This is a genomic window from Cupriavidus sp. H19C3, from assembly GCF_049393815.1.
In the GTDB taxonomy this organism is placed as follows: domain Bacteria; phylum Pseudomonadota; class Gammaproteobacteria; order Burkholderiales; family Burkholderiaceae; genus Cupriavidus.
Genome location: NZ_CP184986.1, coordinates 2,399,519 through 2,412,928 on the forward strand (window position 1 = coordinate 2,399,519; position 13,410 = coordinate 2,412,928).

The 13,410-nt window shown below is 63.9% G+C and carries 10 protein-coding genes; 5 read left to right on the forward strand and 5 right to left on the reverse strand.

All coding sequences use genetic code 11. The features are described 5' to 3' along the window. Positions 1-42 precede the first annotated feature (42 nt). The 3 genes from DFLDMN_RS30240 to DFLDMN_RS30250 form a co-directional block, all read right to left on the reverse strand. Positions 43-1,413: a sigma 54-interacting transcriptional regulator gene (locus tag DFLDMN_RS30240; protein ID WP_423199424.1), complete on the reverse strand. Its 1,371-nt coding sequence runs from the start codon at positions 1,411-1,413 to the stop codon at positions 43-45. Positions 1,414-1,538: 125 nt separating this feature from the next. Next, positions 1,539-2,000 (reverse strand): hypothetical protein, encoded by a 462-nt coding sequence (locus tag DFLDMN_RS30245; RefSeq protein ID WP_423199425.1) that lies wholly within the window; start codon positions 1,998-2,000, stop codon positions 1,539-1,541. A 502-nt stretch (positions 2,001-2,502) separates the two neighbouring features. Then, the gene (locus DFLDMN_RS30250) at positions 2,503-3,846 is read right to left on the reverse strand and encodes an NCS2 family permease (RefSeq protein WP_423199426.1); all 1,344 of its coding nucleotides are present in this window, start codon (positions 3,844-3,846) and stop codon (positions 2,503-2,505) included. A gap of 306 nt (positions 3,847-4,152) precedes the next feature. On the opposite strand from DFLDMN_RS30250, the gene DFLDMN_RS30255 reads away from it, so the two are divergent. Next, the gene (locus DFLDMN_RS30255; RefSeq protein WP_423199427.1) at positions 4,153-4,362 is read left to right on the forward strand and encodes a cold-shock protein; all 210 of its coding nucleotides are present in this window, start codon (positions 4,153-4,155) and stop codon (positions 4,360-4,362) included. 1,710 nt (positions 4,363-6,072) lie between these two features. After that, entirely contained in the window at positions 6,073-7,209 is a 1,137-nt protein-coding gene (locus tag DFLDMN_RS30260; protein WP_423199428.1) for a replication protein RepA, read from the forward strand. A 155-nt stretch (positions 7,210-7,364) separates the two neighbouring features. Here the strand turns inward: DFLDMN_RS30260 and DFLDMN_RS30265 are convergent, their stop codons facing one another. Further along, positions 7,365-7,568 (reverse strand): cold-shock protein, encoded by a 204-nt coding sequence (locus DFLDMN_RS30265; protein ID WP_029045138.1) that lies wholly within the window; start codon positions 7,566-7,568, stop codon positions 7,365-7,367. 404 nt (positions 7,569-7,972) lie between these two features. Between DFLDMN_RS30265 and DFLDMN_RS30270 the strand changes: the two genes are divergently transcribed. Together DFLDMN_RS30270 and DFLDMN_RS30275 are read left to right on the forward strand one after the other, a co-directional pair. After that, a complete protein-coding gene (locus DFLDMN_RS30270) occupies positions 7,973-8,629 on the forward strand; it encodes an AAA family ATPase (protein ID WP_423200621.1) in 657 nt (218 codons plus the stop codon). Positions 8,630-8,634: 5 nt separating this feature from the next. Beyond that, entirely contained in the window at positions 8,635-9,648 is a 1,014-nt protein-coding gene (locus DFLDMN_RS30275; RefSeq protein ID WP_423199429.1) for a ParB/RepB/Spo0J family partition protein, read from the forward strand. 98 nt (positions 9,649-9,746) lie between these two features. Here the strand turns inward: DFLDMN_RS30275 and DFLDMN_RS30280 are convergent, their stop codons facing one another. Further along, the gene (locus DFLDMN_RS30280; protein ID WP_423199430.1) at positions 9,747-11,762 is read right to left on the reverse strand and encodes a phage integrase family protein; all 2,016 of its coding nucleotides are present in this window, start codon (positions 11,760-11,762) and stop codon (positions 9,747-9,749) included. 484 nt (positions 11,763-12,246) lie between these two features. Here DFLDMN_RS30280 and DFLDMN_RS30285 point away from each other — a divergent pair, with 484 nt between their 5' ends. Then, positions 12,247-13,167 (forward strand): LuxR C-terminal-related transcriptional regulator, encoded by a 921-nt coding sequence (locus DFLDMN_RS30285; protein ID WP_423199431.1) that lies wholly within the window; start codon positions 12,247-12,249, stop codon positions 13,165-13,167. Positions 13,168-13,410 lie beyond the last annotated feature (243 nt).

Sequence of the window (13,410 nt, forward strand, 5' to 3'; positions counted from 1 at the left end):
GGACGTGGCATGACACACCCGCGCCAGGCCGCGCCGCAGACGCTATTCGCTGACGCCTGGCTGGGTGTCGACGCGAATATTGTGCTTGTGCATGAGCCGGTACAGCGTCACGCGCGAGACATTCAGTTCGCGCGCGGCCGGTACCACGTGGAAACCGTGGCTGGCCATGACGGTACGAATGGCCTCGCGTTCGGCTTCCTCGCGAATCGCGTCGAGGGTCTTGCGCGGCAGTTCGGTCCCACCATGCAGCTGCAGGTCTTCGGCCGTGATCTTGCGGTTGTCGGTCATGACGATCGCGCGACGCACCCGGTTGATCAGCTCGCGCACGTTGCCCGGCCACGTGTACTGCATCATGGCCTGCGTTGCGCACGCCGAGAAACCGCGGATGCGCCGGTGCGCCTCGTGACCATGCTCGGCCAGCACGGCATTGGCCAGCAGCAGGATGTCCTCGCCGCGCTCGCGCAACGGCGGAATGGTCAGCGTCAGCACGCAGAGCCGGTGGAACAGGTCGGCGCGGAAGCGACCGTCGGCCTGCGCCGCCACCAGATCGACGTGCGTGGCCGAGATGATGCGCAGGTCCAGCGGAATCGACTGGTGCCCGCCGAGCCGGGTGATGGTGCCCTGCTGCAGGAAGCGCAACAGTGCGACCTGGCTCTCCAGCGGCAGATCGCCAATCTCGTCCAGGAACAGCGTGCCGCCCTGTGCCTGCTCGATCCAGCCAATCTTGCGCTGGTTCGCGCCCGTGAATGCGCCCTTCTCGTAGCCGAACAGTTCGGACTGGACCAGGTGCGAGGGAATGGCGCCACAGTTGATGGCGACGAACGGCCCCTTGCGCCGGCTCGACGCCTCATGGATGGCCTGCGCCGCCAGCTCCTTGCCGGTGCCCGATTCGCCCGAGATGAACACCGGCGCGTCGTTGTGGGCCACCTTCGCCAGGGAGCGGAACATCAGGCGCATGGCCGGACATTCGCCGATCATCGGGCCGTGCGTGGCGTGTTCGAGCGCGCGGGCGCCGTGCAGACACGCCATGCCGTGCGCATGCTTGAGCGTGTAGAGCAGTTCGTCGAACGAGAAGGGCGTGCGCACGTAGTCCACGCAGTAGTCGCGGATCAGGCGGCGGATGCGTTCGTCCTCCAGCATGGTGGTCGAGGTGATGGCCACCCACATGACATGCAGATGCTGGAGACCCTGCTCCAGTTGGGCGAGTTCGGCGTCCGTATAGGCAGCCTGCAGGTCGATGATGCCTGCCATGGGCGCGCTGCCGCGCACCACGCGTTCGAGATCGCGTACCTGTTGCACGCGCCGGATCTCCCATCCGGAGCCAAACTGGTTGGCACTGAAACCAAAATCCTCATACCGCGACACGAGCACGATCTGTGCGGAGCGTGTCGACGCCTTGCACAGTCGGTCCATGACGTTCTCCCTGACGTTGGTCTTTTTGTCGAGACCGGCACCGGTTACCGCATGGCCCCTTGCGGACCAGACGGCGGCCTCGGCTTCTGCCGGCCGGGGATGAACCCCATTGCGCAACGTAGGCATTACGGCCTGGACGGACTGCGGGACTGCTCGTCGAGAACGCTCAGATAATCGCGGCCCGATTGCAATTGCTCGCGAATGCGCCGTCGGACCATATCTTTCTCGCGCATCAGCTCGACGCTCGGCGCATCCGGGCTTTGGCCCGAGTACTGCAGGTACAGCGCCTTGTAGGTGAGCTGGCTCAGGATCCATTCCTGCAGCAGCTTGCGTTGCCGTGCCAGTTCGTCGCCAAGCAGCCGGTGCCGATGCAGCAGTCCTTCGACTGCGCACCGCAGGCGCGGCGACAGGTCGGGCTCATCCGCCAGCAATGCCGCGACGTCGGCGATCGTGTATTCCTCGTGGCCGTCTCGTAGTGCGATATCGCTCGCGGCTTCCCCCAGGGGTGCCCACGCGCGATGGATGGATTGGTTGGCGGATTCACTGATGGGCCCGATGTCGGGACGCCGGATTTCTCCTGCGGTCATGATTTGTTCCCCGTTGAACAACATCCCCCGGCACTACACGTTCGCTATTACCACTTCTTTCTGCTTTGGATTTCGATTTTGTCCTGGCTGGCGTACATGTCTCTGCACGTCTCGGTTTCGTGGTGGCAACTGCCGCCTGTCTGGCGGTCTGCTTGATGCCGGCTCCCGCTTGCTGGCATTCCTGCTGGCTGGCAATGCTGCGTTTGCCCCGAAACAGGAGGCCGGTTGACCGCCTGACCGACTCCGGCAGAACCCGGAGTCAAGAAAGGGCGCTTTGCCGCGCCCTGGTTTTGCCACGCCTCTAGTTCAGTGCATTTGTGCCCGTTTGTCCAGTCCGTCGTATGGGCTTTCAGCCTTATCTCATACTTTTGTATGAGAGCCGAACGGCGCTTTCGCACGGCCTTGCAAGGTAAATGAGTACTCACATTTGACGCAGAAACGGGTACGCATGAGAACGATTGCAAGGACCGCTTTTCGCGCAGAAACGGGTACGCTCATGCGCTTAGTGGCCGGGCAGATAGTAAAACTTGAAAATGAACACCGCCGCGATGATCCAGACGATCGCGGGGACGTCCCTGGCGCGGCCCGTCAGCAACTTGAGCACGGCATAGGCGATAAAGCCGAACGCGACGCCGTTGGCGATCGAATAGGTGAACGGCATGCCAAGCGCGGTCAGCACGGCCGGTACGGCCTCGGTCACGTCCGACCATTCGATCTCGACCAGCTCGCGCAACATCAGGCACGACACATACAGCAGGGCGGGCGCGGTCGCATAGGCCGGCACGGTACCGGCCAGCGGCGCCAGGAACAGGCACGCGAGAAACAGCACGCCCACGGTCACCGCCGTCAGGCCGGTGCGGCCGCCGGCCTGCACGCCCGAGGCGCTCTCGATATACGCCGTAGTCGACGACGTGCCGAGCAGCGAGCCGGCCATGATGGCAGTGCTGTCCGCCATCAGTGCCTTGTTGAGCCGGTCCATCTTGCCCGCCTTGAGCAGTCCGGCGCGGTTGGCCACGCCCATCAGCGTGCCGGTGGCATCGAACAGCTCGACCAGAAAGAACACCAGCACGACGTTGAGAATGCCGATCGAGAGCGCGGCCGAGATATCGAGCTTGAAGAGCGTCGGCGCGATCGATGGCGGCAGCGACACGACGCCGTGGAAGGCATTGCCACCAAAGATGAAGCTCAGCACCGTCGTGAACAGGATGCCGATCAGGATTGCGCCCTTCACGCGCAGCCGCTCGAGTGCGACGATGACAAAAAAGCCGGCCACCGCCATCACGGCCGCAGGCTGATGCAGGTCGCCGAGCGCAACCATGGTGGCCGGGTTCGCGGTGACGATGCCCGCGTTCTTCAGCGCGATGATGGCCAGAAACAAGCCGATGCCGGCCGTGATGGCGGCGCGAATCGCGGGTGGAATGCCGTTGACGATCATCTCGCGGATACGCACCAGCGTGACGAGCAGGAACAGGCAGCCGGAAATGAATACCGCACCGAGCGCGGCCTCCCACGAGAAGCCCATGCCCTTGACCACCGTGTACGCGAAATAGGCATTGAGGCCCATGCCGGGCGCCATCGCGATCGGGTAGTTGGCGAGGAAGCCCATGATGAAGGTGCCGAGGGCCGCGGCCAGGCAAGTCGCCACAAATACCGCATCCTTCGGGACACCGGCATCGCCAAGAATGCTTGGATTGACGAAGATGATGTAGGCCATCGTCAGGAATGTGGTCACGCCCGCGAGGATCTCGGTGCGGACGTTACTACCGTGCTCGCGCAGCCGAAACAGCCGTTCGAGCGGCGACGAGGATGGCGGACTGGCGAGCGGTTGCGGGTCGGGTGCGGACATGTGGCGTGGCTCCTGTTTTTTGCGGCGATGTCGGAAGTGATGCACTGACAATAGGCAAAAAAGGCGAGATCATCCCATAGCGGCCCAATCCGGGGGCAAAGTGACGTTGGGAATCCCCCTACCTTGACGGTAACGTCGAACCCCCGTATAAATTGCTCCGGCAGATTCAAGCGACGAGGCAACAGCACATTCGTTAGCCACCGTCTTGGTATTTCGGTTGTCCATGGTGTCCTTTCCTTGAGTTGGCAGTACGGTGACGGTCTCGTCATCGATTTCGTTATTTTTTTATTTTTGGAAAGCAATACCATGTCCGCACAAACCGGAATCGTTAAATGGTTCAACGACGCCAAGGGCTTCGGCTTCATCAAGCCGGACGCGGGTGGTGACGACCTGTTCGCCCACTTCTCGGAAGTGCGCGTCGACGGCTTCAAGTCGCTGCAAGAAAACCAACGCGTGTCGTTCGAAGTGAAGACCGGCCCGAAGGGCCTGCAAGCTGCGAACATCACGCCGCTGTAAGTACCGGCTTGCGGTGCCAGCCACTGGCACCGCGGCGATACGAAGAACGAAGAAAACCCTGCCTGCACGGCAGGGTTTTTTTTCGTCCGCGTGCGCCTTGTCTTGCCGCTGGTGCCGCCGCCCGCTCTGGCGCGCGCCACCCCCTCCGAGGTCCTTCCGCGTGGTGCATCCCTCCGCCGCGACGTTCGCGCATATCCCCGTTCCACCTCCGCGTTCCACCTCCGCGTTCCCCTCTGTTCCCCTGCGCGTTCCACCGGTGCGTTCCATGGCGCGGGTTCACCTCCGACCGGTATGTTGCCCCGCAGAAATGGGTACGCTTCCGCGTCGCGGGAGCACCGCGCGGTGGGCCATCGGGTCGCTGCTGCGCCGCAGAAACGGGTACGCTTCCCGGGCCGGCACCGCGGAATTTCATGGTGGAACGCATCCACGGCCCGCGCAGAAACAGGTACGCCTCGTGTGGCACGGGTGCGCGCGACGTGGGCGCAAGACGCCTTGGTGTACGCAGAATCGGGTACGAGACAGCCGCGGCGCTGGTCAGGTTGTCCACTGCTGGCATAGGCAATCGGGTTATCCACGCAGAATCGGGTACGGCGCGGCCCGAAAAAGGCGCCGCCAGGCCATCCGCCGACGGTGGCGCAGAAACGGGTACGCTTTGGGGCCCGCCGCCCGATGTATACGTAACGCAGAATCGGGTACGCCTCCCTCCCCGCGACGGCCGCCGCCCGGGCCGAGCGACTTTCCGCGTCCAAGCTAGCTCGCTGGATTGGCGCGCAGAAACGGGTACGCTTTGACCGCGGCCGACGCGCGCAACGGATGTGGCGTACAGTGAGCGCTGGCTTTTGCCATATCCGCGCGAGGCCGGGAGGGCCGTGGCGGCAACGTTGCCGCGCTCCAGCTCTGGGGGCTCGCAGAAGTAGGTACGCTTCGCGGGCGCGCGCAGCGCCGATCGGCGCGTAGCGGGCACGTATGACTCGCGCAGAAACGGGTACGCTTTCGCCCGCTGGGCCGCCTCCACGCTCGATTCGCAGAATTGGGTACACCGCAGAAACGGGTACGCCCAGTCCAGACGCAAGCCCCCAACCCTGGCAGCGCAGAATTGGGTACGGCGTTCCGGCGCCAAAGGCCCGCCGCGCCGCAGAATCGGGTACGTGCAAACGCTGGCGCGGCACCGCGGTGTCGATTTTCGTACCCGATTCTGCGTGGATAACCGTGCATCGGCAGCGGCAACGCCGGAGCAGCGGGCGCCGGCCCGGCGTTTGCGCAGAAACGGGTACGCTTTGGCCGCGTGAAACTGTGGAAAAGCTTGTGGAATCACGGACTTATCCCCGCAGAATCCGGTTCGGTCGTGCCGCTGAATCGGGTTCGCCTGCGCGCAGATTTGAGTTCGGCCGTACGCAGAATCGAGTACGGATGCGCGCAGAATCGGGTACGTATACGTGCCCTTTCGGCTTTCAAATCAAGCACGTATACGCTGCGTATACGGTTTACAAGTAGTTAACCCGTATCGGTATCGTTTACTGGTAGCTAGCAGGCAGCCAACCGTGGACAACCCTCCCGGGTTGCCCACCGTCTGACCGCCCGCCTGCCACCATTGAGAGCGCCGCTGCGCCCAACACAACGGGCCACCGGGAAAATCCTCTGCGTACCTGTTTCTGCGTGACAAGAAGAAATGCTTCGCGTACAAAGGCGGGTAATCCGAAGCACGTCCCTATGGCCACCAAACGCTCCCTTGCCACCGGAAAGGACCCCGTCGTCCCGGAACCGGACCACGCAGTCCCGGCCCCGGCCCGCTCCGTCCTCGAACTGAACCGCGAGCCGTCCCGCATCATCGTTCCGGGCAACGAGAACGTCGTGGTGCCGTCCGAAAAATTCCAGCGTCTGTTCGATGAAGCGCAAGCCATGGAGCGCGAGGACGCATGGCAAAGCGGCGAGGTCGGTTTCCTGAGCCGCGCCAGCGTCCAGGTCACGCTGCCGTATCGCGCGCCCAAGGGCGCGCCACCGGTCTGGACCCGCACCAGCGGCAATATTTCGCTGATGATCCAGCCTGGCTACTTCACCCAGCAGCGCGCCGAGCGCGCGTCGAACGGCCGCCAGAAAATCGTCTCCGAGACGGTCTCGCTGGGCTATCCGTACGGTTCGTATCCGCGCCTGATGCTCGCGTGGATCGGCAAGGAGATCATGGCCAAGAAGAAGCGGGGGGAGTTCACAGGCACCGTGGAAGACCGCCGTATCTCGCTCGGCAATTCGCTGTCAGAGTTCATGTACAACCTCGGTATTCCGATGGCCACGGGCGGGAAGCGCGGCACCATGACGCTGGTGCGGCAGCAGATGATCCGTCTGTTCTCGGCGACCATTGCGATCGTGCAGAACAAGTCGACGCCGACGCAGAACCAGAATCCGAATCACGAGCCGCTGTCGATCGATCGCGTGGGCTATCTGCTCGCCGATCAGCTGTCGACGTGGTGGGATCCGATGCAGCCTGGCCAGGGCTCGATGTTCGAAAGCTTTGTGGTGCTGTCTGAGCCGTTCTTCAATGAGCTGGTCAATCGTCCGGTTCCGGTCGACATGCGCGCGCTCAAAGCGCTCAAACAGTCGCCGTTTGCGCTCGACGTGTATTCCTGGCTGACGTATCGCTTCTTTACGATCCAGCGCCGTACCGAGATTCCGTGGGAAGCCCTGCAGATGCAGTTCGGCACCGAGACCGAGAGCGAGCGAAAATTCCGTGCGCTGTTCCGCAAGGCGTTGAAGGACGTGCTGGTGGTCTATCCGGGCGCGAAGGTGGATGCGGATTCGTCCAAGGCGCTGATCCTGCAGCCATCGCGTACGAGTGTGCGTAAGCTGGCCTGACGACTGACCTGGGCGCGGATGTGGTCCGTTGCCAAGGTTCTCGCCGAAGTTCTGGCCGCTAAGGCTGCATCAGCAAAAAGGGCAAGCCATTGGCTTGCCCTTTTTTTACCGCAGAGGCAGAGTCTGCCGCTACGGTCGCTTGACGTCAGTCAGGGTCAGGCCGGCTTGATGCCGGAGGCCTGCAGACCCTTGGGGCCCTGCTTGACTTCAAACGTAACGCGCTGACCATCCTTCAGGGTCTTGAAGCCCGAACCCTGAATTTCGGAGAAGTGGGCGAACAGATCCGCACCGCCGTCGTCCGGGGTGATAAAGCCAAAACCCTTGGTCTCGTTAAACCACTTGACCGTACCGGTTGCCATAGGAATTTCCTTTCGAAGCAAGTTCTTGTACACAACGCAAACAACCGTTCAAGCACGTTGAGTTCTCGTAGATACCGAACGGAAGTCGACGAGGTTGACACGACTTGACTCGACTGTAGCGCGCATCATAACCAGTTTGTTCTGCTGTGTCATGTGCGGGGTAATGCGCACTTCCTTTACTTTAGGCGGATGCTCTGCCTCTTTTCAAGCAGAAGAATCCCCGAGATATCACATGCTTTGAGTTACATCATGTTTTCCACAGGTTGTGCCTGCGTAGAAATCAAAAGTGTCTCATTTTTTTCAAATAATTTAGCGCTGGTTGAATAGAGGGGCCACTTTGGCTAAAGTGGCGCGTGGAATCAGTGGGCGCGCTTTCAGCGCTGAAAGTGAAAGAGAGGCCGAAAGTGGCAGCGAAAATCATCACCGTCTTCAATCAGAAGGGCGGATGCGGCAAGACCACGGTCAGCATGCATCTGGCGGGGACCCTCGGCCTGCGCGGCGCGCGCTCGATGCTGGTCGATATGGACGAACAGGGCACTGCCACGCGGTGGGCAGCGCAGGCCAGTGATGAGCGTCCGTTCCCGGCTTCCGTGATCGGGCTGGCGCCTTCCGGTGGCGCCATGCACCGCGAAGTCCGCAAATTTATCCACGATTACGACTACATCCTTGTCGATTGCCCGCCCGCCGTGCATTCGGCCGCCCCGTCCAGTGCGTTGTTGATTTCGGATCTGGCGATTATTCCGGTGGTCCCCTCGCCCCCCGATCTATGGGCGGCGGTGGCGGCCAAGACGCTGGCGCAGCATGCCCAGGTCCAGAACGAGACCCTGCAGATCCGCGTGATGGCGAATATGGTCCAGCGGCGCGTGTCCATCGCGCGTCAGGCCATCGAGATTCTCGGGGATGACGGCGACATCCCGCTGTTGAGCGCGATGATCGGATCGCGCTCCGCTTTCCGCGAGTGTCAGGCCATCGGTTGCACGGTACACGGCGTGCCTGGCGCACGCGAAGCGGTCCAGGAGGTCGACATGATGGTCGACGAGGTGTTGTCCCTGATTGAGTAAGACGTATGGCAACGAAATTGAAGAGTTTGAAGGCCGGGATGCTGGCAGGCATGGCGGCCGAGAAGACGCGGAGCGACACCATCGATCGCTTTGCACGCGCCGAGGCGGCGATTTCGCAGCACCCTAACGGCTTGATGCCGACGCGGCCGGCGGAAGGCGCGACGGGTTTCAGCGCTGAAAGTGGGGATGGCGGGGAGGGCGGACGCCAGCTGATCAAGATCCCGCTGGCGCAACTGCATGACAATCCCCTCAATGCACGCCGGATCTACGATCCCGCGGTGGTGCAGGAGCGCGCGGCGTCGATTGCCACGCACGGACAGAAGACGCCCGGTCTGGCCGCACCCGACCCCCAGCGGCCGGGGCACTACATCCTGATCGACGGCCACTACCGCAAGCGCGCGCTGGCGTCGGCCGGCAAGCTCGAGATGGAATGCTTTATCGAGAGCGACCTCAGCGACCTCGACTTCTACCGCCTGTCGTTCCTGCTCAACGAGCAGCGCTCGGACCAGTCGGCGCTCGATAATGCCATCGCCTGGCGGCAACTGCTTGATGAAGGAAAAGTACAAAAAGAAGAAGAAATTTGCGAACTGACGGGTATGTCGGCAGGCACCGTCAACAAGACCCTGGCGCTGCTCAAGTTGCCGGACTCGGTGCTTGCCGTCATGCGCGAACGCCCGAGCGCCATTGGCATCGCGGCTGGCTACGAACTGACGCTTTACTTCAAGCTCGCCGGCGAGGAACGCACGCGCGATCTGGCTGGACGCATCATGACCGACGGCTTGTCGAGCCGCGAGGTCGAGGCGATCCGCAAGCAGGCGCAGGAAGGCAAGTCGCGCAAGGTCAAGGAAATCAGCCGCCAGTACAAGATCCGCACCGAAGCCGGGCAGTTGCTCGGCACCATCAAGGAATGGGACTCGGGCCGCGTGATGCTCGATGTCCAGTTAGCCGACCGCAATGCGCGTGAGGACCTCGTCGAGTTGCTCAAGACCCGTTTTGGGCTCGACAAGACGCTGCTCTGAGCGGGACCGCCGCAGGAATCAGAGGGATCACGAGCAGGGGCCGTGATAGGACGCGCGGCCGATGTCGCGATCGCCCCTCCCGTCGCGGACGGGGCCAGCTACACCGCCTGGCTTGGGGTTGCTGTCAACGCGGCGGGCATGCCCGCCAACGTCCCGTCAACGTCCCTCCCGCTATCGGCCGTCCGCCGGCGCAGCATTTTGGGCGTGAATGGCGGCAGCGAAAGCCCGCGCACGCGCACATATTCCCTCCACACCGTGCGCAACAACTGATCCAGTCCGCTTGCCGAATAGCCGTTGCGCATGCCGTCGCGGTGCCGTGCGGCGGCGCGGCCGGTGGGCGGGACGGTCAACGGGCCGAGCAGCGCTGCCGCGGGGATGGTGCCGCGATCGATGCCTCGGTTTGTCAGATGCCGGTCCAGCGCCGCCAGCGCTGATGGCGGCATGACCGCGTCGGGCAGGGCGCCGCAGCGCAGCTCGGCAAGTTCGCCCAGCGTCATGCCTTGTCGCACCAGATGGGCAGCAATGAAGGCGACCCGCTTGCGGTCGTCGGGCACGCCGCCCTCTGCGTCTGCACTTACCTCGTCCTCGAGCCATGCCAGGAAGGCGTCAATGTCGGCGCCGCCGATGCAGGCCGCGCTGTCGGTAGGGGACGGGTAAGCCGGGTCCGCCGCGCCCACCGACGGGGTATCGGCTCCGGATAAATCCGCGGCAGTGGTAGCGGCCGCGGGGGCCACGGGCGGGTCCGCCCGGCCGGGCGTGCGGGCGGTGTCCGCGCGTGCCGCGTCGAATTGCCGTGGCAAATCGACTGGCGCGCCAACATGTCCGTCGCGATGGGCCGCGCGCAGCAGCGCGCGAATGACGCGCCATGCCGCTTCGCGCGAGCTTGCACCCAGCCCGCCCTCGAACGGCCGCCAATGCTCGCGGTCACGCGGCGAGGCCGGACCGCACCAGAATCCGGCGGGCTCCGGCGCGGCCAGGAAGGCGAGGTATCTGGCCAGCGCGTCAGGGGTCAGCGTGGCCAGTGTCAGGTGTTCGCGCGCCACCCACAGCAGCAGGCGCTCGGCTTCGCGGCGGTAGCTCTTGAAGGTATGGGCTGCGCGCCGACCCTCGGCCAGCCACTGGCGTACCCAGGCGAGATCGAGCTCCAGCGCGGCGCCCAACGTGCTGGTTGCAGGCGCCGCGTCGTGACGCGAATGCGCGCGCGGATGGGACACCGGACGGGCCAGCGGATCGGCCAGCGGATCGGCCAGATCCGTGCGATCCGGACGACGGGATCGATCGATAACGTGGCGCCGGTCCGCATCCCGCTCCGTACCCCGCTCCGTACCCCGCTCCGTACCCTGATCGACGGCCGACGCCATCCATTCGAGCGGGACCGGATATGCCATCCCGGGCGCCAGCGGCAGGGGCCGCAGCGGCCGACTGGCCACCGCGGCAAGGGGCGTCGTCACATACGGCCGTACCCAGGCGCCCGCGCGCTCGCCCTGGCCCCCACCTTGCCTGGCCAGCCACTGAATGATGATATCGGCCGACTTCGGTCCCAGGCGCGGGACGGCGCGCCACCAGCTGCGGCCACGCCGGTTGGCGAGCGCGGTCAGATCGGCGATGCGCATGATGCCGGCGGCGGTGAGGCGGCGTGCCAGGCTCGGGCCGAACCACAGGCTGACCTCGTGACTCTCGTGAGGCCGGCCTTGCCCGAGCTGCTCCAGCGACGAGAGCGCATCGACGCGCCGCGTCATGCCAACATCGGAGCGGCCCCGCAGCGCTTCGAACATCGCGGCGATATCGGGCCGGTCGTGTTGCAGCGCAAATTGCACCAGGCGGTCGCGCAGTGACAGGATGCGGGCGATGGCTTGTGACTCCGTCAGCACCTCGTCGTCATCTGGATCCAGCAGGTAGCGATTGGCGATATCGACCGGCCGCATCCCTTGCGCATAGGCCCGCACCACCGCGAATTCGGTGCGTGTGAGCTTGGTGGCGGCGATGGTGTCCCGATCCTCGTTCATTCGTCTAAGTGACTGATCTACAACAGATTTCAGCGAGTGCAAAAGTGAACCGGGCGCTTTTGCGTCACAAAAGCTAATGTAAATTATTTTTTGTGCAAAAGGCAACACTCGCCTGTGTGCACGCCTGGTCAGCGCGCCGTCGCCGCGCACCAGTTGTATCGGGACGACAGCGTGTTTCCCTTCCACACCCTACCGAAGCGGTAACCCATGGTGCGTTATCGCGCTGTAAGTGGCCCCCCGTACCCATATGCGCTGAAAACGTTGTCATACCTTTGAGGGAATACCCGTTGCGTTGCAGCATGCGCTTGCAATCGCAGAGGCCCATACCTATGCTGGAACCCAGAATTAGATTTATTTTGAATCTGTATTCAGAAGTATCTAACGCGTCTTACTGACGCAAACGGGGCGGTAGGACATCCTTCGAGGGAGGGTCCAATGCCGTAGCAAAGCCGGGGTCGGCATGCGCGGCGAGGATCTGAGGTGATGTCATATCGTATGGGAGTGCAGCCACGACATAAGCGGAGCATTTCCAATCAGCGCGTATTACGGACCTGTCGCAGTCCGCAGCCGCGCCAATAAGAAGAGAGCGGCCATGGCCACCATCCTCTTGCTTGAGCCTCATCCGCTGTTGCGCCTTGGACTTCGTCATCTGCTTGCGCAGGCGCACATGCCCGGAGACCTGATCGACGTTGACCCGGCCGTGCTGGCCGATCCCGATCCGTGGACCAGCCACGCGGATCTCCTGATTTACGGTCTGCCGACCGATGCCGCGGCTGGCTGGCAAACGCTGTCGGACTATTGCCGCCAGCTGTCGCCCCAACGCGTGCTGGTCCTTGCCGACAATGTGCCGCCGGCCATGCCCGAGCAGGGCCTGCCCGATGTCGTGCGCGGCCTGCTCTCCAAGGCTTGCAGCGCCGATGCGCTCGACGCGGCGATTCGCCTCGTGCTGGCCGGCGGGGAGTGCTTCCCGTCGCAACTGCCGTCGCTGCGCTGGCACGACCTGGCGCCGGCCCATGCCGCGCCGTCGCGCGCGGCCATGGGGTCGTCCGCATGGCAGCCCGCCGCTTCGGCAGCCCAGGGCTTTGCGTCCGAACCTCGCCACGCCGCCGCACCGATCGTGGTGCCGCTGCACGGGGTAGCCGGCGATCTGTCGCAGTCCGGTGCCGCCACGGGCGGCAAGGCGGCCGCCTCGATCGAGACCCCGGCCGCCGGTGCCCATCTTCTCAATATCACCGAGCGCCAGTATGAAGTGCTGGCATTGCTGGCCAGGGGCTATCCGATCAAGACGGTCAGCCGGCTACTCAATATCTCGGTAGCCACGGCCAAGACCCACGCCTGCACGCTGTATCAGCGCCTCCACGTGCGCAACAAGGGCGAAGCGGTTTATGTCGCGCTGCAGCGAGGCGCCACGCTGAACTGGCAGGGACCGGCCGCGCCCGCGCCCACGCGGTCGGCCAGCCATGCCGGCACGCCCATGACCCTGCCGGTACGGGAGGCATGTGAGGCGGCCTGATGCCTCGCAGGCGGCCCCGCGCCGCCCGCTTCCTTACCTGTCTCCGCCATTTGCCGCGCCGCCCTCATCCGAAAGCATGAGGCGCTGGCGCGCGCGCGTTGCTAGCTTCTGAAGGAGCCCCCGACATTCGCGCCCGCAGGTACGTAACGGCACGATCCTTCAACCGAACTGGCCGACTTTCCGTCACACCCATTAGAACGAAAGCGCCGCCGTGCCTGACCCGATGCAGCACGGAATGGCCTC

Coding starts and splice junctions, on each gene's coding strand:
- DFLDMN_RS30285 (WP_423199431.1), top strand. CDS start 12,247: ATGGCCACCATCCTCTTGCTTGAGCCTCATCCGCTGTTGCGCCTTGGA.
- DFLDMN_RS30275 (WP_423199429.1), top strand. CDS start 8,635: ATGGCAACGAAATTGAAGAGTTTGAAGGCCGGGATGCTGGCAGGCATG.
- DFLDMN_RS30250 (WP_423199426.1), bottom strand. CDS start 3,846: ATGTCCGCACCCGACCCGCAACCGCTCGCCAGTCCGCCATCCTCGTCG.
- DFLDMN_RS30240 (WP_423199424.1), bottom strand. CDS start 1,413: ATGGACCGACTGTGCAAGGCGTCGACACGCTCCGCACAGATCGTGCTC.
- DFLDMN_RS30260 (WP_423199428.1), top strand. CDS start 6,073: ATGGCCACCAAACGCTCCCTTGCCACCGGAAAGGACCCCGTCGTCCCG.
- DFLDMN_RS30265 (WP_029045138.1), bottom strand. CDS start 7,568: ATGGCAACCGGTACGGTCAAGTGGTTTAACGAGACCAAGGGTTTTGGC.
- DFLDMN_RS30245 (WP_423199425.1), bottom strand. CDS start 2,000: ATGACCGCAGGAGAAATCCGGCGTCCCGACATCGGGCCCATCAGTGAA.
- DFLDMN_RS30255 (WP_423199427.1), top strand. CDS start 4,153: ATGTCCGCACAAACCGGAATCGTTAAATGGTTCAACGACGCCAAGGGC.